The sequence below is a fragment of the Dorea sp. OM07-5 genome (assembly GCF_003481355.1).
Classification (GTDB): domain Bacteria; phylum Bacillota; class Clostridia; order Lachnospirales; family Lachnospiraceae; genus Dorea_D; species Dorea_D hominis.
The window spans coordinates 162,200-181,691 of record NZ_QUKZ01000002.1 but is presented as its reverse complement, the minus strand read 5'-3'; the positions used below and the strand labels follow the sequence as shown (position 1 = coordinate 181,691).

The following is a 19,492-nucleotide window of genomic DNA, read 5'->3' as shown; positions in this document are numbered from 1 at the left end:
AGTACGTGAAGAGCAGAGTAGCATATTTTGGAGTGTTTACGGCATTGGCATTGATTTTTAGTTATGTAGAGACATTGATTCCGGTCAACCTCGGGATTCCCGGTGTGAAACTTGGACTTGCGAATCTGATCATTGTTGTTGCCTTATATAAGATGCGCCTTTCAGAGGCGTATCTTCTTTCTGTCGTGCGTATATTGCTGGCAGGATTTATTTTTGGAAATTATTTCAGCATTATATACAGCCTTGCCGGAGGACTTTTAAGTCTGACTGTAATGGCGCTTCTTAAGAAGTGGGGAGGATTCAGCTTGCAGGGAATCAGTATTGCAGGCGGTGTCTTCCACAATATCGGACAGCTTATTGTTGCGGCTGTTGTGGTAGAGACATTCAGCGTTACTTATTATTTCCCGGTACTTCTGGTAGCAGGGCTGCTTACCGGACTTGTGATCGGCATTGTTGCGGAGATGATGCTTAAGAGGCTTGTGAATATACAGTTTTAGGTAAATGGAGGAACAGATGATTCAATATATCAGAGGTGAACTTGCGGTTGTGGAAGCAGATCGCGTGATCGTAGATGTCGGTGGCGTCGGCTATGGTATTTTCATGCCGGTAGAGTCGATCAGCCAGCTGCCGCCGGTCGGCAATGAGGTGCGTATTTATACTTATCTTAATGTAAAAGAAGACGCGATGCAGTTGTTTGGATTCCTGACAAGAGATGATCTGCAGGTATTCAAGTTGTTGATCGGTGTGAACGGGATCGGACCAAAAGGCGGTCAGGCAGTACTGTCTGTATTAAGCCCGGATGATCTGCGTTTTGCAGTATTATCCGGTGATGTGAAAGCAATCTGTGCGGCACCGGGAATCGGCAAGAAGACAGCAGAAAAGGTCATTTTAGAGCTTAAGGACAAGCTAAGCCTTGAGGATGCGTTAGAGCATACGATGACCGGAGACGCCGGGGATATTTCTTGCGGCGATCCGTCCGGAGTCCAGAGCGAAGCTGTTCAGGCGCTGACAGCGCTTGGCTACAGCAGTACAGAGGCTTTAAGAGCTGTGAAGAAAATAGAAATAACAGAAGCAATGGATGTCGAAGCTGTATTAAAACAGGCTTTGAAACAGATGCTGTAAAGGATCGATAAAGATGAGCAGAAGAATCATAACAACAGAGAATCTGGAAGAAGATGCGAAGATCGAGAACAATCTCCGCCCGCAGCTTCTGGACGATTATATCGGACAGGCAAAGGCGAAGGAGATGTTGAATGTATATATCCGTGCGGCGAGAGAGCGAGGAGATGCACTGGATCATGTCCTGTTTTATGGCCCGCCGGGACTTGGAAAGACAACACTTGCCGGGATCATTGCCAATGAGATGGGCGTGAATATTAAGATTACATCCGGACCGGCAATTGAAAAACCGGGTGAGATGGCAGCAATTTTAAATAATCTGCAGGAGAAGGATGTTCTTTTTGTAGATGAGATCCATCGGCTGAATCGGCAGGTAGAAGAAGTACTTTATCCTGCGATGGAAGATTATGCGATTGATATCATGATCGGAAAGGGCGCAACTGCAAGATCTATTCGGTTGGATCTTCCAAAATTCACACTGGTAGGTGCAACGACGAGAGCAGGTATGCTGACAGCGCCGCTCCGGGACCGTTTCGGAGTTGTACACCGGATGGAATATTATACAACTGAGGAACTGGTGACGATCATCAAGCGTTCAGCGAAAGTACTGGAAGTAGGAATCGATGAAGCGGGCGCTCTGGCGCTGGCGAGACGTTCCAGAGGAACACCGAGACTGGCAAACCGTCTGTTAAAGCGTGTGCGGGATTTTGCACAGGTAAAGTATGACGGAGATATCACAAAGGAAGTTGCAGACTATGCACTGGATCTTCTGGATGTAGATAAAGAAGGTCTTGATCAGACAGACAGGGAACTTTTGCTTACGATCGTGAATAAATTTGCCGGAGGCCCGGTAGGGCTGGACACACTGGCAGCTTCTGTCGGAGAAGATGCAGGAACGATCGAGGATGTATACGAACCGTATCTGCTGAAAAATGGATTTATCCAGCGTACTCCGAAGGGAAGAATTGTCACAGAAAAAGCATATATACATCTTGGCATTGAGATGAATATGGAAGTCTGAAAAATCGGCAGAAAAACCAGCAGATGAAAAAAAGGTTGGTTTTTTGCACAGATTAGTTTATAATGGTAAAAAGATTATGAATGTATGCGGGAGGCATTTATGGCATCATCAAAGAATTTTACAGAAGTATTAATCGGAGGAAAGGTATTTACACTGAGCGGATTTGAGAGCGAAGACTATCTGCAGAAAGTATCTACTTATCTGAATCATAAACTGGACGAGCTCGGAGCAAGCGACGGATATCGCAAGCAGAACGCTGAGACAAGAAGTATCCTTCTGGCACTTAATATTGCGGATGATTATTTCAAAGCAAAGAAGCAGGGGACTTCACTGGAAAACGATATCGAGGAGAAAGACAAGGACATGTACGAACTGAAACATGACTTGATATCCGTGCAGATCAAGCTTGAGAATGCTGAGAAAGCGATGGATAAGTTAAAAGAAGAGAACAAAGAACTTCAGCTTAAGATCGTTCAGTTGGAGACAGAGAATAAAAATAAGTAAGGGCTGTCGAGTGACAGCCTTTTTCATGTAACAGGAAATTGCATTTTCTGTTACATGAAAAATCTCCGGCGGGATGCGCACTCGCACGAAGAGGTAGATTGTTGTAAACTGTCTACGTTTCACTCCGGTCGTTGCTAAACGAGCGTCGCAGGCGCTCAGTAACGCGCTCGGTGCGGAAATATGCCAGGACACAATTTATTTGTTTAAAAGGAAACTTCGCTGCCAGAGATATTCAGATGAGATGTGAAGTATCTGGCAGGGCAGATATTATAGAACAAGGAGTAGTTGGATGAACAGAGAGGCGGAGAATAGGCACAATCATATAGAGATACTGGCACCGGCAGGTTCCTATGAAAGTCTGACTGCGGCACTTGCCGCCGGAGCGGATGCGATTTATGCCGGCGGGATGCGTTTTGGCGCAAGGGCATATGCAGGCAATCTGGATGAAGAGCAGTATCTGCGTGCCATTGATGAGGTACATTTACAGCAGAGGAAGATTTATATGACGGTGAATACGCTGCTGAAGGATTATGAACTTGCAGAATTGTATGAGTATCTGTTGCCATATTACCGTCAGGGGCTGGATGCCGTAATTGTTCAGGATTTGGGTGTTTTTTCGTTTATCCGTGAGGTTTTTCCGGATCTGCCGGTGCATGTCAGCACGCAGATGACAGTGACAGGCGAGTACGGAGCAGAATTTTTCGGCAGAAAGGGTGCAACGCGTATTGTTCCGGCAAGAGAGATCAGTCTTGAGGAAGTGCGTCGGATGAAAGAACGGACAGGTCTGGAGATGGAATGCTTTGTTCACGGTGCAATGTGTTACTGTTATTCTGGCCAGTGTCTGATGAGCAGTATGATTGGCGGAAGAAGTGGTAACCGGGGACAGTGTGCACAGCCGTGCCGTCTTCCATATTCAGTAGAGGGAAAGAAACCGCAGGATCTGATGAGCCTTAAGGATCTGTGCACAATAGAGATGATCCCGGATCTGATCGAAGCCGGAATTGACTCTTTTAAGATTGAAGGCAGGATGAAGCAGCCGGAATATGTCTATACGGTTGTACGGATGTACCGCAAATACGTGAATCTTTATTTGCAGAAAGGGCGCGATGGTTTCCGTGTGAAGCCGGAAGATCTTAAAACTCTGGAGAATGCCTACAGAAGAAGAGGCTATATGAAGGGTTATTATCAATGCGAAAATGGCAGATCGATGTTATCACTAAAACGTCCAAAAGGAGAAGAACAGGTAGAGACGCTTCCGGAATTTTCAAAAAAGCAAGAAAAAATTAAGGGAGTCTTCACACTTTCCGAAGGAAGTCGTGCTAAAATAGACTTATGCTGTCGGGAGGTATCTGTTTCTTGTGAAGGCGCCGAAGTGCAGAAAGCACTGAAGCAGCCGTTAGATGAGAAGCGTATTGATAAGCAGATGCGAAAGACAGGTCAGACGCCATTTACATTTGATGAGTTGGAAATCCATACGGAAGGCAGTATTTTTCTACCAATGCAGGCAATCAATGAACTGCGACGGGAAAGTCTGGGATTATTAGAAGAAAAATTATTAGAACCATATCGCAGAACTTCAGAGTCATCGGAATGTGTTGAAACATTTTTTGAGAGACAGGATGAGATCTGCCACGAATATAATAATGTTCCGGCGGATGAGAGATTTACAGTGCGCGTATGCACACCGGAACAGTTTGAAGCCGCAGCAGGCAGAGAAGATGTTGCAGTGATCCTGGCAGAAAGTACACTTTGTGAGGCGAAAGAATGGAAAAATCTCAGAGAGAAGCTCTCTGATGATCAGAAACTATATCTTGCTATGCCATATATTTTCCGGAAACGTGCAGTTAAGCTGTTTGAACAGTACTATGCAGAACTTAAGAAGAGTTTTGATGGCGTGATGATCCGCAATTTCGAGAGCCTTGCATGGTTGAAAGAGAAAAATTACACGGATGAGATTCTGACAGATTACAATATGTATGTATTTAACCACAGTGGAAAAGCTTTTCTGAAGCAGGAAGGCATTTCCCGGTTTACGGCATCTGTTGAACTCAATGGCAGAGAATTAAAAGACTGCGGTCTTTTGGGTGGTATGTTGAGTATTTACGGATACCAGCCGGTGATGATCACGGCAAACTGTATACAGAAGAATACGAGGAGCTGTGAGAGAAAGCCGTCACTTTTATATTTGATGGACCGTTATCAGAACAGATTTCCGGTAAGGAATGAGTGCAGTTTCTGCTATAATATTATTTATAACCCGGTTCCGCTTATGCTTATGAAACAGCATAAAGAGATCCGGAATTTACAGCCATCGGCACTGCGGCTGGATTTCACGATGGAATCCGGAAAAGAAACGCGGGATATTATAAATGTATATGGAGATGTATTTTTACGGGGAAGAAATGCACAGCTTCCGGAAGTCTCCTATACAAAAGGACATTTTAAACGAGGAGTGAAGTAGGTGAGAGTTTGGTAAATATAATCGTACAACTATCCAAATATGTGATGATTCTGCTGATCATTATGTACACATTCTTATGTTTCAGCATATTTGGTTATCAGGACCCGGACAGAAAACGTTATCTTCTGCGCCGACAGAATATATTAATGTTTCTGATGCATGCGATCGCATTTGCAGTGATGTATTTACAGACGGATGACATCAAAATGCTGGCGTTTTATCTGATGCAGGTAGTATTGTTTGGAGCTACGATCATTTTGTACACATTGCTATATCCAAAGGTGTCCAGACTGGTCGTCAATAATATGTGTATGCTGTTATGCATTGGATTTATCATGCTGACGAGGCTGAATTATTCTTATGCGATCAAGCAGTTTATGATCGCGGCGGCAGGTATTGCATGCAGTCTGGTTGTACCAGTGATCATCCGGAAATTCAAGTTTCTGGCTGAGTGGAGAAAGTTTTACGCAGTGATTGGTATCTTTTCGCTGGCGGCAGTTGTTATCTGGGGTGGAGTTACCGGAGGTGCAAAGCTTAGCTTTTCAACAAAGGTTGCAAATATCCAGCCGTCAGAGCTTGTGAAGATTATTTTTGTATTCTTTGTCGCATCCAGTTTTAAGCTGTCACTGGAATTTAAGAATATTGTGATCACGACAGCGCTGGCAGCATTCCATGTGCTGATTCTGGTTGTATCCAAAGACCTTGGTGCGGCACTCATCATATTTGTTGTATATCTCGTTATGCTCTATGTGGCAACGAGACAGCCTCTGTATATATTTGCCGGACTGGGTGCCGGGAGTCTGGCGTCCGTGGCGGCATATTATCTGTTCAACCATGTGCGTGTGCGTGTCATCGTATGGAAAAATCCGCTTGCTGTATACGCGAACGGCGGACAGCAGGTAGCACAGTCTTTATTTGCAATCGGCACCGGAAGCTGGTTCGGACTTGGTTTATTTGAGGGAGTGCCGAATACGATCCCGGTTGCAGTATCCGACTTCATTTTTGCAGCGATCGGTGAAGAGATGGGACTGATCTACGGACTTTGTATGATACTGATCTGTGTGAGCTGTTATATTATGTTTTTAAATATTGCAATGCAGCTTCACAACGGATTTTACAAGCTGGTAGCGCTGGGGCTTGGAACCTGTTATATTTTCCAGGTGTTTCTTGCCATCGGAGGTGTGACCAAGTTTATTCCATCCACCGGTGTGACCATTCCTCTGGTCAGCTATGGTGGTAGTTCACTGTTCAGTACAGTGATCATGTTTGCGATTATTCAGGGACTTTATATTTTAAGAGAAGACGAGGAAGAGGACATTGAAAGAAAGAAGAAGGAACGGTTACGAGCAAAGAGAAGCAGACAGGAACATGCGCCGCAGAGAAGAACGCCGGCATATGACCGCCAGAGACCGCAGGCGCGCCCGCAGGGAAGAAAAGCGCCGCGCAAAGCGCAAACGCGCCCGCAACAAAGAGTTCGCTAGAGTAACATATGTTTTTGTCACACTTTTCTTAGTCATGATGGGATATATATCCTATTTTAATGTTGTAAAAAGTAAAGATTTCATAAGCAGTCCGTACAACCGGAGATCAGATACGCTTGCCAAACGTGTTACAAGAGGTAAGATTCTGGACAAAAGAGGGAAAGTACTTGCTCAGACGACAACTTCCGCAGATGGAAGCGAGACGAGGGAATATCCGTATGGAAGAGAATTTGCCCATGTAGTCGGGTATACGGCAAAAGGGAAATACGGTCTGGAATCCAGAATGAATTCCGAACTTCTGTCGTCAAATGCATTTTTTTTGGAGAAGCTAACGAACGAATTTCAGGATAAGAAGAATCCGGGAGACAATGTTGTCACAACACTGGATGTGAAATTACAGAGAGCAGCGTATGATGCGCTGGGAGACCGGAAGGGTGCGGTTGTTGCCATGGATCCGAAGACAGGCAAAGTTCTTGCCATGGTATCAAAGCCGGACTTCAATCCGGAGACAGTGGAAGACAAATGGCAGACACTCAATACGGATTCATCGGCAAGACTGTTAAACCGTGCAACACAGGGACAGTATCCGCCAGGATCTACATTTAAAGTGATAACAGCACTGGAGTATATAAGAGAACATGGCAATCCAGATGATTATTCTTATGTGTGCCAGGGACAGATCGAAGCTGGATCGAATACGATCCACTGCTTTGGCGGAAAAGTGCACGGACAGGTAAGTTTCAGAGACAGCCTTGCTTATTCCTGCAATACCTCTTTCAGTAATATCGGACAGGGACTGAAGATCCCAGATTTTAAGAAGACTACAAAGAAGCTGCTGTTTGATTCAAAACTTCCGGGGAATATTTCTTATAAAGAAAGTCATTTTGCATTAAGTGACCAGGCAGGAATCGCGGAACGTATGATGACAGCGATCGGACAGGGAAAGACACAGGTAAGTCCATATCATATGGCACTCATTACTTCGGCAATTGCAAATGGCGGAACACTGATGAAGCCGTACCTTGTGGATTCTGTGACAAATTACAAAGGCGCTGTGATAAGCTCGACGAAACCGGAAAAATATGCAGAACTGATGACAGCGAAAGAAGCTTCCATGTTAAAGGATTATATGTCCAGTGTAACAAAATACGGAACAGCAGCATCAGCAATGAGCGGAACAAGTTATACAACAGCAGGAAAGACCGGAACAGCAGAGTACAGTTCGGATAAGAACAAAGACCACTCCTGGTTTATCGGTATGTCGAACGTGGATGATCCGGATCTTGTTGTCAGCGTTGTGATCGAAGCAGCAGACGGTAATGCGAAAGCAGTTAATGTGGCAAGGAAAGTTTTTGATGCCTATTATTAAAGAAAGAGGGCGGCATATGCATATTTATAAATATTTATATGTGCCGGAAGGCCTGCAGAAGAAAAAAGAAAATCTGATTAAAAAACTGAAAAACGGGAAATTATTACCCGGAGTTTATCTGATCACACTTGCATCGACAGATCAGAACCAGCTGGATATTTTCCCGGCATGTATCCGCAGGCAGAAAAATTATCCGGAGGAGCTGCCGCTTGTCGTGGGTCTTACAAAAGATTTTGAGGATGCGCTGGAAATAGTGGAAGGAATCACACAGGAAGTGTATAATGAAACCAAAGGTGCGGATATCCGTTCCTATATTTTAGAAAAAGAACGGGAAGGTTAAGATGCTACATATATTGTTGTTGATCTTGAAAATAATAGGAATCATAATCGCAGTGATACTGGGAATACTGCTATTGCTGATTCTGATCCTGCTGTTTGTTCCTGTTCGTTACAAAGCACAGGGCGTATGCAGAGGGACTACAGACAGCTTGAAAGGAAAGGTGTGCATAACGTGGCTTTTACATTTGTTCAGAATCGATCTGCTGTATAAGGACAGCCATCTGATATGGAAATTACGGATTGTGTTCTGGAAACGAAGATCTGCAAAGAAGCGAAGCGCAGAAATAAAGGAGGAGAAAGCCGATGAGAAAGATGACGAAAAAGAACGGTCTGTTAACGAAGAACCGGGTACAGCAGTGGAAGAAACTGATGAAACGCATGAAGAGCCAGAGAAAAAGAGGTCTGTTGAAGCGTATGAAGAGCCAGAAGTGGAAGAAGAATTACAGGTGGCTGAAAAAGCACAAGATGTTAAGAGACTTCCGCAGACGGTACAGTGTGAAGAAGATAAAGAAAAATCTGGACAAGTTTCAGAAGATCCTGAAAAAACTGAAAAGAAAAAATCTAAACGGAAGAATCCGGATAAAAAAGAATCTTACATTCAGAGGATTGTAAAGAAGATAAAGAGAACGCGCGATAAGATGCGTGAGCAGAAGCAGACAGTTGTGGATAAGAAAGAGCAATTGATGTCCTTTCTTCGGGACGAGACGCATAAAGCTGCATTTGAAAAAGCTAAAAAAGAGCTTTTCCGTTTTCTGAAAGCGTGGAAACCAAAGAAGCTGGAAGGAAAGATAAGATTTGGATTTGAAGATCCGGCTTATACCGGTGAAGTGCTGGCTGTATTAAGTGTATTTTATCCGCTCTTTGGGTCGGCATTTGAAGTGCATCCGGATTTTGAACAGGCAGTATTTGGAGGAAGCCTTCTCTGCAAAGGAAACTTACGGTTAAATCATCTTGCGAGACTTGCATGGGTATTGTTCTGGAACCGGAATATCAGAACGACCTATCGGGATATAAAAAATTATGAAAGATAAAGTCAGGAGGAAATAATATGGCAGACAATAATTTTAAAGGAACAGTAGAAGCATTGTTCCGGGGAATGGATAGTGTTGTTTCATCAAAGACAGTTGTCGGAGATGCAATTCACATCGGAGATACGATCATTCTTCCACTTGTAGATGTCTCTTTTGGTATCGGAGCCGGCGCATTCAGCGGCGATAAGAAGGAAAAAGGGGCAGGAGGTGTCGGCGGTAAGATGTCTCCGTGTGCGGTGCTTGTGATCCAGAATGGTAAAACAAAACTTGTAAATATCAAGAATCAGGATACGATGACGAAGATCCTGGATATGATTCCGGATGCCATCGACAAGTTTACCGGCGATAAAGATGACAAGATGACGGAGAAAGATGTTATGGATATTCTTGATGAGGAATAACCAGGCAGAGAACTTTGTAATGTTTTCCGGCAAATTTGCATAAAATAATATGAAAAGAATTGATAAAGGCAGTGAGAATTATGAAGAAAGTAATCGGATTTGCTTTGTTCTGGGTTGCTGTCGGGCTTATTCTGTCTATGATCTTACCGAATGCTTTTATAGAAGTGATCTGTATTATTTTATGTATACTGGCAGGGTATAATCTGTTCTGCTGCTAGCAGGCGGTGCAGACAGGAGAGAACACTTTTGCCGCCTTGAAAACATATTTTCATCTTAAGATTACATTTTTATAAAAAATACTTGCAATTAGATAACAAGTCTGTTACAATGTCAATGTTGCGAGTCTGGAGAACAGACTTATTATGAGCGTTAGGAGGTGCAGTCATGGCTAAATGTGCTATTTGTGAAAAGGGTGCTCACTTTGGTAACAATGTAAGTCACTCACATAGAAGATCACCAAAGATGTGGAAATCAAACGTAAAATCAGTTCGTGTTAAGACAGAAGGCGGAGCTACAAAGAAAATGTATGTTTGTACTTCTTGCTTAAAATCAGGCAAAGTTGAACGTGCTTAATCAAGAATGTGATTGGAATTAAAAACTCAGGTTCGATTTGGAATCTGAGTTTTTTATATGACAAAAAATTACATTTTTATGACAGAACAGGCGCTGTCTGCTATGCGTGACTTGTAATAAATGAGCAAACAGGGTATAATATAGAAGATTAGACTATACTTAAAATGATAAATAGAAGAAGTGGAGGTTGCAGTATGAAGGGATGCGTTAGTACAGATCTTGGAATTATTACAATTGATCCTGAGGTTATTGCAAAATATGCCGGAACCGTTGCAGTAGAATGCTTTGGTATCGTTGGTATGGCTGCTGTTAATATGAAGGATGGTTTTGTACATTTGCTTAAAAGAGAGAGCCTGACACGTGGTATTCAGGTTCACATTTCTGATGACAATCACATCAGTCTTGATTTTCATGTGATCGTCGCATATGGTGTCAGTATCTCTGCAGTAACAGAGAACCTGATCAGCAATGTACAGTATAAAGTAGAAGAATTTTCAGGTATGCCGGTTGATAAGATCAATATCTATATCGAAGGTGTAAGAGTCATCGATTAGTTAAGGAGGAACATAAGAAGTGGCTACAAAGACAATTAATGTGGACATGCTTGCAAAGATGTTTCTTGCAGGTGCACAGAATATAGAGGCAAAGAAAGAATTTATCAATGAGCTGAATGTTTTTCCGGTTCCGGATGGAGACACAGGAACGAACATGTCACTGACAATTATGTCTGCAGCAAAGGAAGTAACAGCACTTGAGAATCCGGGTATGAAAGAGCTTGCAAAAGCAATCTCATCCGGTTCCCTGCGTGGCGCAAGAGGTAACTCCGGTGTTATCCTGTCACAGCTTTTAAGAGGATTTACCAAGTCAATCCGCGAAGAGAAAGAGATTGACGTGATCGCACTTGCAGCAGCATGCACAAGAGCGCGTGATACAGCTTATAAAGCAGTTATGAAGCCGAAGGAAGGAACAATTCTTACAGTTGCCAGCGGTATTGCTGAGAAGGCTTCTGAGCTGGCACAGGAGACAGATGATCTCGAAGAGTTCATCCCGGCAGTGATCGAACATGCAAAAGAAGTGCTTGCAAAGACTCCGGAGATGCTTCCGGTTCTTAAAGAAGCCGGCGTTGTAGATTCCGGCGGACAGGGACTTCTGGAAGTGATTTCAGGAGCATATGATGCATTCCTTGGAAAAGAAGTAGATTACAGTGCAATCCAGCCTGCCGGCGGTGTGACTGTAACGAAAGTGAATGCAGAAGATACGGCAGATATCAAGTTCGGATATTGTACAGAGTTCATTATCCTTACAGAGAAAGAATTTACAGAAGCAGATGAACATGATTTTAAAGCATATCTGTCATCCATCGGCGATTCTATCGTATGCGTTGCAGATGACGATGTTGTGAAGATCCATGTGCATACAAATGATCCGGGACTTGCGATTCAGAGAGCGTTGACTTACGGACAGCTTTCCCGCATGAAAATTGACAATATGCGCGAGGAGCATCAGGAAAAACTGATCCGTGATGCCGAGAAACTTGCGGCAGCACAGGAAGAAGAGAAGGCTAAAGAGCCTAGAAAACCAATGGGATTTATTACGGTATCAATTGGTGAAGGACTGAATTCCATTTTCAAAGAACTTGGAGCTGATTATATTATCGAAGGCGGTCAGACAATGAATCCGAGTACGGAAGATATGCTCAAGGCAATTGATGCAGTGAATGCAGACAGTGTATTTATCCTTCCGAACAATAAGAATATTGTCCTTGCTGCAAATCAGGCAAAAGCGCTTGTGGAAGATAAAGAGATCATTGTAATTCCGACAAAGACAGTACCACAGGGAATCACAGCACTGATCAATTTTGTGCCGGACGCAGATGCGAAGAGCAACGAAGAGACGATGCTGGAAGAGATTAAGAATGTTAAGACCGGACAGATCACATATGCAGTCCGTGATACGAAGATTGATGAGAAAGAGATCCATGAAGGAGATATCATGGGAATCGGTGACAGCGGAATCCTTTCTGTTGGAACGGAAGTGGAGGCAACAGCGCTGGATATGCTGGAGCAGCTTGTAGATGATGATTCGGCACTGATCAGCCTGTATTATGGAGCTGATGTATCAGAAGAAGATGCAGACGCATTTACAGAGAAAATAACGGAGAAATATCCGGATGTAGATGTTGATGCGCAGTTTGGTGGACAGCCGATCTATTATTACGTATTGGCAGTTGAATAGAAAAAAAGCAGGATAAAAGGGGACTTTAAGCGGTCCTCTTTTTGTTATTGATGTTACTACGCAGGAGCAGTTATGATCACAGAAACAAGTATTAAAGAATTAAAAGGAATCGGAGAGAAAACAGAAAAACTGTTTGCGAAGATTGGTATTTCTACGGTAGGAGATATGCTCCGTTATTATCCGAGAGGCTATGATATATATGAAGAGCCGGTGCCGATAAGCGATGTAAGAGAAGGACAGATAGTGGCAGTAAACGGCATGATTTTTGGCCGTGTTCAGGTATCCGGGAGCCGCAGCCTGCAGGTGACGACGATGCATGTGAAAGATCTGACCGGAACGATTAAGGTTATCTGGTTCCGGATGCCGTATCTTCGTAATACATTTCAAAAAGGCGGTGCAGTTACGCTCCGCGGTAAGATTGTGCGAAAACGAAACGAACTTGTCATGGAACATCCGGAGGTCTTTTATCCGCCGGAACAGTATGACGGGAAAAAAAATACGCTGCAGCCAATCTATGGTCTGACAGCCGGACTTTCCAATCATGCCATTATGAAAGCAATGCATCAGGCGCTTGACGGGATGGATCTGACCAGAGAACGTCTGCCGAAGGAACTGCGTATGCGTTATGAACTTGCAGAGTACAATTATGCGGTCCGGGGAATTCATTTTCCAGAGGACAAAGCTGTTTTCATGCATGCAAGAAAGCGTCTTGTATTTGAAGAATTTCTTCAGTTTATTCTTGCAATCCGAAAATTAAAAGATAAGAATGAAAAACTGGAAAATGAATATGTGATCCCGGTACACCCGGATATAGATGCATTTATAGCGAAGCTTCCATATAAACTGACAAATGCACAGAAGAAAGTCTGGAAAGAGATTGCAGCAGATATGGCGGGAGAGATGACCATGTCACGTCTGGTGCAGGGGGATGTCGGTTCCGGAAAAACGATCGTTGCAGTTCTGGCGCTTTTTAATACAGCGCTTTCAGGATGCCAGGGCGCAATGATGGCTCCGACAGAAGTTCTTGCAAGACAGCATTACGCGTCAATATGTAATATGCTGGAAACCTATGATATTCCAGTGAAAGCAGTGCTCCTGACAGGTTCCATGACCGCAAAGGAAAAACGGCGTGCCTATGACCGGATAGAGTGCGGATTTGCGAAGATTATCATCGGAACCCATGCGCTTATACAGGATGCGGTAAATTATGATAATCTGGCGCTTGTTGTGACCGATGAACAGCATCGTTTTGGCGTGAAGCAGAGAGAGAGTTTCGCGCAGAAAGGCGGTACACCGCATGTGCTTGTTATGAGTGCGACACCGATTCCGCGCACGCTTGCAATCATTTTATACGGTGAACTGGACATATCGGTGATCGATGAGCTTCCGGCAAATCGTATCCCGATCAAAAACTGCGTCGTAGATACCGGATACAGGCAGACTGCCTATCAGTTTATGAAAAAACAGATCGCAGAAGGAAGACAGTGTTATGTTATCTGTCCGATGGTCGAAGAGAGTGAGAACATGGAAGCAGAAAATGTCACGGACTACAGCAGGATGCTTCAGGATGAGATGGGCGCAGATGTGCAGGTGGGCTGCCTGCATGGAAAGATGAAACAGGTATACAAAGATGAGATCATGCAGCAATTTGCAGAAAATCAGATTCAGATCCTTGTATCCACTACGGTAATTGAAGTCGGAATCGATGTGCCGAATGCGACAGTTATGCTGATTGAAAACGCGGAACGTTTTGGACTTGCCCAGCTCCATCAGCTCCGGGGACGTGTCGGAAGAGGTGCATATCAGTCTTATTGCATTTTTATGACCGGTTCTGATGCAAAAGAGACGAAAAAAAGACTGGATATTCTGAATCATTCCAACGATGGTTTCAAAATTGCAAGTGAAGATCTGAAGCTTCGTGGTCCGGGTGATCTGTTTGGCATCCGTCAAAGCGGTCTTATGGATTTTAAAATCGGAGATATTTATCAGGATGCGGCAATCTTGCAAATGGCAAATGAAGCGGCAGACTGGATTTTAGAAGAATATCCGGAATGGTTGAAAAAAATTCCAGATTATGAAAGAACTTCTAGTGTAATAATTTAATTCCTCCATATACTAGGATTGTAACCAAAACAAATATTACAAAAGGTTACAGAACAACACAGAGATTAAAAGGAGGAGTATAAAATGGCAAATCGTTCATCAAACAGAGCCGCCGTACCGGAGGCAAAAGGAGCATTAGACAAATTCAAATACGAGGTAGCAAGTGAACTTGGTGTACCATTATCAGACGGGTACAACGGAGACCTGACATCAAAACAGAACGGATCTGTTGGTGGTTATATGGTTAAGAAAATGATCGAAGAACAGGAAAAACAGATGTCCGGTAAATAAGGAAAAGAAAAATCGGCGCATGGCAGAAAATGCTGTGTGCCGATTTGACTTTTATATAGTAAATACGTATAATGAACGGGAAAAAGATATTTTGCTGAAAGAAGAAATATTAATAGAAGAACTATATAATAAGCGAAGCAAGTGAGGATGTTATGAGAGTAATAGCAGGATCTGCCAAAAGATTACAACTGAAAACGATTGAAGGAATGGACACACGTCCGACAACCGACCGGATCAAAGAGACATTATTTAATATGATTACACCGAGCCTTTATGACTGCCGGTTTCTGGATCTGTTTGCCGGAAGCGGCGGTATCGGAATCGAGGCTTTAAGCCGTGGCGCGAAGGAAGCCGTGTTTGTTGAGAAAAATCCGAAAGCAGTTTCATGTATCAAAGAGAATTTAAAATATACAAAACTGGATTCCAATGCACAGGTAGTGGCAACAGATGTATTAAGTGCACTGGCAAGACTTCGCGGAACCAGTGCGTTTGGCATTATTTTCATGGATCCGCCGTATAACCATAATCTGGAGAAACAAGTACTTGCGAGTCTGAATGATTCAAATCTGGTGGATGAAGATACACTGCTGATCGTAGAAGCGTCCAAAGAGACAACGTTTGACGATGTAGAAGCACTCGGTTATTCGATTATCAAGGAGAAATTATATAAGACAAATAAACATGTATTTTTGGAGAAAACAGGAGGAACGGTATGTTAAGAGCAATTTATCCGGGAAGTTTTGATCCGGTGACGAACGGACATCTGGATGTGATCAGAAGAGCAAGCGGACTTGTTGACGAACTCATTGTCGGAGTGCTGAATAATAAGGCAAAAACCCCGTTGTTTTCCGTAGAAGAACGTGTTAAAATGTTAAAAGAAGTTACAAAAGAACTGCCGGGAGTGAAGATTGTACCATTTGAAGGACTTCTGATCGATTTTGCGAAAGAGATGTCAGCGAAGATGGTCGTGCGTGGCTTGCGTGCTGTGACAGATTTTGAATATGAATTGCAGATGGCACAGACGAATCACAAGCTGGCAGAGGATATTGAGACAGTGTTTTTAACAACAAGTCTGGAATATTCTTATCTCAGTTCCACGATAGTAAAGGAAGTGGCAGCTTTTGGAGGGGATATATCTCAATTTGTTCCAGAACATGTTGAGGAGAAAATAAAATCGAAGATCACGAAAAAAGGAGAGTGTGAATAATGAGCAGCCGTATTGAGCAGATTATTGAAGAAATTGAGGAGTATATCGACAGTTGTAAATTTCAGCCGTTATCTACAACGAAGATTATTGTAAATAAAGACCAGATGGACGAGCTTCTTCGTGAACTGCGTATGCGTACGCCGGAAGAGATCAAGCGTTATCAGAAGATTATTGCAAATAAAGATGCAATCCTTGCTGATGCACAGAACAAAGCAGACAATATGATCGAGGAAGCGCACATTCAGACGAATGAACTTGTCAGTGAGCACGAGATCATGCAGCAGGCATATGCCCAGGCAAATGAAATCGTAACCGCAGCAACTGACCAGGCACAGGAGATTCTGGATAATGCGACAAGAGATGCGAATGATATCCGTATCGGAGCGATCCGTTATACTGATGATCTGCTTGCCAATGCAGAGAGCATTATTGGACATACACTGGACAGCTACACTACAAAATATGATGGGCTTGTCAATTCTCTGCAGGAGTGTTATGACCGCGTACATAACAATCGTCAAGAATTAGAAGTTCCGGATCAGAATATGGTTCAAGAAGAACCGGTCTACGAAGAGGCGGAAGAGATTCCGGAAGTAGAAGAACCGGTCTATGAAGAGGCAGAGAATGTTGAATACAAGGAATAATTTCTGTATAAAACAGAATATAATATAGATCCTGTTTTAAAAACAAAAGATATATATGTAAGCAAGCAAGCTGGTTATCCCTGTGATGATCAGCTTTTTTGCTATGTAATCGCCAATAGAAAGACCGCTTCCACGGATCATGCTGTACGTCTGTGCCACGGAACACCAGCCTCCAAACGAAGCCAGTCCGGTTGCAAGTACAAAAGCCAGGTCTGTCGGAACTCCCGAATTACAGATTAAAGCAATACCATTTGTAATTTCAAGGGAAGGAAGAAATAGGAAGGTCAACAACGGATGTGTAAATGGCAATTCTTTACCAAACTGCAGAAAAACGGAAAAGATAATAATATAACCGCCAATTTTTGTGATTGTCTCAAAAGACTGCATGATGCAGTCATCCAGCATATTCCAGGTAAAATGAGGTGAAGGAGAAGAAGCGCTGGATGTGACAGCGGGGCAGTATATTTTGCGGAACGGAATACTCATAAGGATAGGAACGCCCTCGATCAGGAGCATACCGGGGAACAGAAGATCCGGACGCTTTAAATGAATGTAGAAAATGTAACTGATCAGAAACATTGGACTTGTCTGGTTGCAGAAAGAAAGCAGATAAGAGGCTTCGTTTACTGTGATTTTACCTTCTCTTTTTAAATCAGCCGTGACTTTACTTCCCATCGGATAGCCGCATAAGAAACCGACAAGCAGTGCGAAAGAACCATAGTCGGAGATACCGAACAGAGGACGGAGTATGGGACGGACAAGTCTGGAGATCAAGAAGAATCCGTTGCTTTTTAAAAGCAGGGCTGTCAGTATTAAAAATGGCAGCAATACAGGAAGGACTGTCTGAAACCAGAGCATCAGACCAAGGCTTGCCCCACAGATCGCAGTCTGCGGAAAAAACAGCATCAGGAAAAAAATGATAATTGTAACTACGATAAAAAAATAACAATCCATAATTCAGACTTTCGTAAGAAGATTCTTAATTTATTTTATGAATTAAGTTGATTTTTTATGATTTGTATACCATAATATAGATAGAATTTGTCGAAAAGAGAGGTAAGAAAAATGGCAGTATTAGAAAATTTAGAACCTAAGAAAGTATTTCACTTTTTTGAGGAAATCAGCAAAGTTCCGAGGGGAACATTTGATACGAAGAAGATCAGTGACTTTTGCGTTGAGTTTGCAAAAGAAAGAAATCTTGAGTACATTCAGGACGACACGAACAATGTAATTATCAAGAAACCGGGAACAGCAGGATATGAGAACAGCGATCCGGTGATCATTCAGGGACATCTGGATATGGTCTGCGAGAAGAGACCGGGAAGTACACATGATTTCAAAAAAGATGGACTGGAGCTTTATGTAGAAGATGGTTTTGTAAAAGCCAAAGATACAACGCTTGGTGCTGATGATGGTATTGCGGTTGCGATGGCAATGGCATTATTAGACAGTGACGATATTCCACATCCACCGATCGAAGCAGTTTTTACAATTGATGAAGAAACAGGCATGTATGGTGCGATTGCTTTAGATTTCAGTAACTTAAAAGGCAAGACACTGATCAATGTGGATTCTGAGATTGAAGGCATTCTGACAACTGGATGTGCAGGTGGAATTAACATTGAAGCAAGAATTCCATTCCACAGAGAAAAGATGGATGGAACAGAGGTGTTGGTGAAAGTTCACGGACTGCTTGGGGGACACTCCGGTATGGAGATTGACAAACAGCGCGGTAATGCAAATAAGATGATGGGACGTCTTCTGGATGCCGTTTCCAAAGAAGTTAAATTCCATATGGTATCCATCAATGGAGGATCCAAGGATAATGTTATTGCTCGGAATTGTGAGGCAGTTTTACTTGTAGCTGAGAGTGATATTGAGAAAGTAAAAAAATGTACAGATCAGATGAGAGAAATCTGGACAGCTGAATTTGTCGGTGAAGAACCAACATTGGAACTGGATGTAGAAGTCAAAGGTCAGACAACGATGGATGCTTTTGATGATGAAGCAACAGATCATATTATTACATATATTATAATTTCGCCAAACGGATTGGTTGAATTCAGCCGTTCCCTGAAAGGTCTTGTAGAGACTTCCCTGAATATGGGTGTTGTCAGCACGGATGAAGATCATGTAAAAGTAAGATACCAGATGCGAAGCTCTTTCGAATCCAAGAAGCAGGAGATGCGTGCAGAAATCGAACGGTGCTGTAAAGCAGTCGGAGCGGAAGCTGTTATCAACGGAGAGTATCCGGCATGGCAGTACAATCCGGAATCTAAATTACAGAAATTGATGTCTGATATATACGAAGATATGTATGGAAAGAAAGCGGTTGTATTTGCTACGCACAGTGGGCTGGAATGTGGTTTCTTCATGGATAAGTGTCCGGGATTGGATTGCGTATCTATGGGACCGGATATGCTGGATGTACACTCTTTCAATGAAAAACTGGATATTGCTTCTACAGAGAGAACATGGGATTATCTGAAAGCAATTCTTGCGAAATTAAAATAATACGCAGTATCTGAAGAGTAATAATACAGAACGCTGAAGGATGTTTAATTAGCAGTTTAATAAGTTTAATAATTGAATAAGAAAAATAAAACACGGGCACTGTGGATCATAACGATCTGTAGTGCCTGTGTTTTGCTTTTTCAATCATTAATCGAAAGCAGAGTCGCTATAACAGAAGATTATATAAAGAATTATGTTG

The 19,492-nt window shown here is 42.9% G+C and carries 21 protein-coding genes; 20 read left to right on the top strand and 1 reads right to left on the bottom strand.

What is annotated here, in order from left to right; all coding sequences use genetic code 11:
• Positions 1-5: 5 nt before the first annotated feature.
• The 19 genes from DXC04_RS02695 (at position 6) to DXC04_RS02610 (ending at position 16,779) form a co-directional block, all read left to right on the top strand.
• Positions 6-497 (top strand): Gx transporter family protein, encoded by a 492-nt coding sequence (locus tag DXC04_RS02695; RefSeq protein WP_021860486.1) that lies wholly within the window; start codon positions 6-8, stop codon positions 495-497.
• A 16-nt stretch (positions 498-513) separates the two neighbouring features.
• Positions 514-1,122: a Holliday junction branch migration protein RuvA gene (gene ruvA, locus DXC04_RS02690; RefSeq protein ID WP_021860485.1), complete on the top strand. Its 609-nt coding sequence runs from the start codon at positions 514-516 to the stop codon at positions 1,120-1,122.
• Positions 1,123-1,135: 13 nt separating this feature from the next.
• Positions 1,136-2,140: a Holliday junction branch migration DNA helicase RuvB gene (gene ruvB, locus DXC04_RS02685; RefSeq protein ID WP_021860484.1), complete on the top strand. Its 1,005-nt coding sequence runs from the start codon at positions 1,136-1,138 to the stop codon at positions 2,138-2,140.
• Between the two features lie 99 nt (positions 2,141-2,239).
• On the top strand, positions 2,240-2,644 hold the full coding sequence (gene zapA, locus DXC04_RS02680; protein ID WP_021860483.1) for a cell division protein ZapA: 405 nt from the start codon (positions 2,240-2,242) through the stop codon (positions 2,642-2,644).
• 289 nt (positions 2,645-2,933) lie between these two features.
• Positions 2,934-5,105 (top strand): peptidase U32 family protein, encoded by a 2,172-nt coding sequence (locus tag DXC04_RS02675; protein WP_118659797.1) that lies wholly within the window; start codon positions 2,934-2,936, stop codon positions 5,103-5,105.
• An 8-nt stretch (positions 5,106-5,113) separates the two neighbouring features.
• Entirely contained in the window at positions 5,114-6,586 is a 1,473-nt protein-coding gene (locus DXC04_RS02670) for an FtsW/RodA/SpoVE family cell cycle protein (protein WP_118659795.1), read from the top strand.
• A gap of 37 nt (positions 6,587-6,623) precedes the next feature.
• The gene (locus tag DXC04_RS02665; protein ID WP_199537823.1) at positions 6,624-7,955 is read left to right on the top strand and encodes a peptidoglycan D,D-transpeptidase FtsI family protein; all 1,332 of its coding nucleotides are present in this window, start codon (positions 6,624-6,626) and stop codon (positions 7,953-7,955) included.
• A 16-nt stretch (positions 7,956-7,971) separates the two neighbouring features.
• On the top strand, positions 7,972-8,295 hold the full coding sequence (locus DXC04_RS02660; RefSeq protein ID WP_021860479.1) for a hypothetical protein: 324 nt from the start codon (positions 7,972-7,974) through the stop codon (positions 8,293-8,295).
• Position 8,296: 1 nt separating this feature from the next.
• Positions 8,297-9,325, top strand: coding sequence for a DUF2953 domain-containing protein (locus DXC04_RS02655; RefSeq protein WP_118659793.1), 1,029 nt, complete (start codon positions 8,297-8,299; stop codon positions 9,323-9,325).
• A 17-nt stretch (positions 9,326-9,342) separates the two neighbouring features.
• Entirely contained in the window at positions 9,343-9,726 is a 384-nt protein-coding gene (locus tag DXC04_RS02650) for a GerW family sporulation protein (protein WP_021860477.1), read from the top strand.
• 80 nt (positions 9,727-9,806) lie between these two features.
• Positions 9,807-9,944: a hypothetical protein gene (locus DXC04_RS15685; RefSeq protein WP_186855190.1), complete on the top strand. Its 138-nt coding sequence runs from the start codon at positions 9,807-9,809 to the stop codon at positions 9,942-9,944.
• 166 nt (positions 9,945-10,110) lie between these two features.
• The gene (rpmB, locus tag DXC04_RS02645) at positions 10,111-10,299 is read left to right on the top strand and encodes a 50S ribosomal protein L28 (protein ID WP_021860476.1); all 189 of its coding nucleotides are present in this window, start codon (positions 10,111-10,113) and stop codon (positions 10,297-10,299) included.
• A 194-nt stretch (positions 10,300-10,493) separates the two neighbouring features.
• Entirely contained in the window at positions 10,494-10,853 is a 360-nt protein-coding gene (locus DXC04_RS02640; RefSeq protein WP_118659791.1) for an Asp23/Gls24 family envelope stress response protein, read from the top strand.
• A 19-nt stretch (positions 10,854-10,872) separates the two neighbouring features.
• Positions 10,873-12,534, top strand: a complete 1,662-nt coding sequence (locus tag DXC04_RS02635) for a DAK2 domain-containing protein (RefSeq protein ID WP_021860474.1) — start codon at positions 10,873-10,875, stop codon at positions 12,532-12,534.
• 72 nt (positions 12,535-12,606) lie between these two features.
• A complete protein-coding gene (gene recG / locus DXC04_RS02630; protein WP_021860473.1) occupies positions 12,607-14,637 on the top strand; it encodes an ATP-dependent DNA helicase RecG in 2,031 nt (676 codons plus the stop codon).
• Between the two features lie 84 nt (positions 14,638-14,721).
• Positions 14,722-14,928, top strand: a complete 207-nt coding sequence (locus tag DXC04_RS02625) for an alpha/beta-type small acid-soluble spore protein (protein WP_021860472.1) — start codon at positions 14,722-14,724, stop codon at positions 14,926-14,928.
• Between the two features lie 152 nt (positions 14,929-15,080).
• Entirely contained in the window at positions 15,081-15,647 is a 567-nt protein-coding gene (gene rsmD / locus DXC04_RS02620; protein WP_021860471.1) for a 16S rRNA (guanine(966)-N(2))-methyltransferase RsmD, read from the top strand.
• Entirely contained in the window at positions 15,641-16,135 is a 495-nt protein-coding gene (coaD, locus tag DXC04_RS02615) for a pantetheine-phosphate adenylyltransferase (protein WP_021860470.1), read from the top strand. The genes rsmD and coaD overlap by 7 nt, the downstream gene beginning before the upstream one ends.
• Positions 16,135-16,779: a hypothetical protein gene (locus DXC04_RS02610; RefSeq protein WP_021860469.1), complete on the top strand. Its 645-nt coding sequence runs from the start codon at positions 16,135-16,137 to the stop codon at positions 16,777-16,779. The genes coaD and DXC04_RS02610 overlap by 1 nt, the downstream gene beginning before the upstream one ends.
• 36 nt (positions 16,780-16,815) lie before the next feature.
• On the opposite strand, the gene DXC04_RS02605 is transcribed toward DXC04_RS02610, so the two are convergent.
• Positions 16,816-17,733, bottom strand: coding sequence for a nucleoside recognition domain-containing protein (locus tag DXC04_RS02605; RefSeq protein WP_021860468.1), 918 nt, complete (start codon positions 17,731-17,733; stop codon positions 16,816-16,818).
• 111 nt (positions 17,734-17,844) lie between these two features.
• Between DXC04_RS02605 and DXC04_RS02600 the strand changes: the two genes are divergently transcribed.
• Complete coding sequence (locus DXC04_RS02600) at positions 17,845-19,293, top strand: aminoacyl-histidine dipeptidase (RefSeq protein WP_021860467.1); 1,449 nt, start codon at positions 17,845-17,847, stop codon at positions 19,291-19,293.
• Positions 19,294-19,492 lie beyond the last annotated feature (199 nt).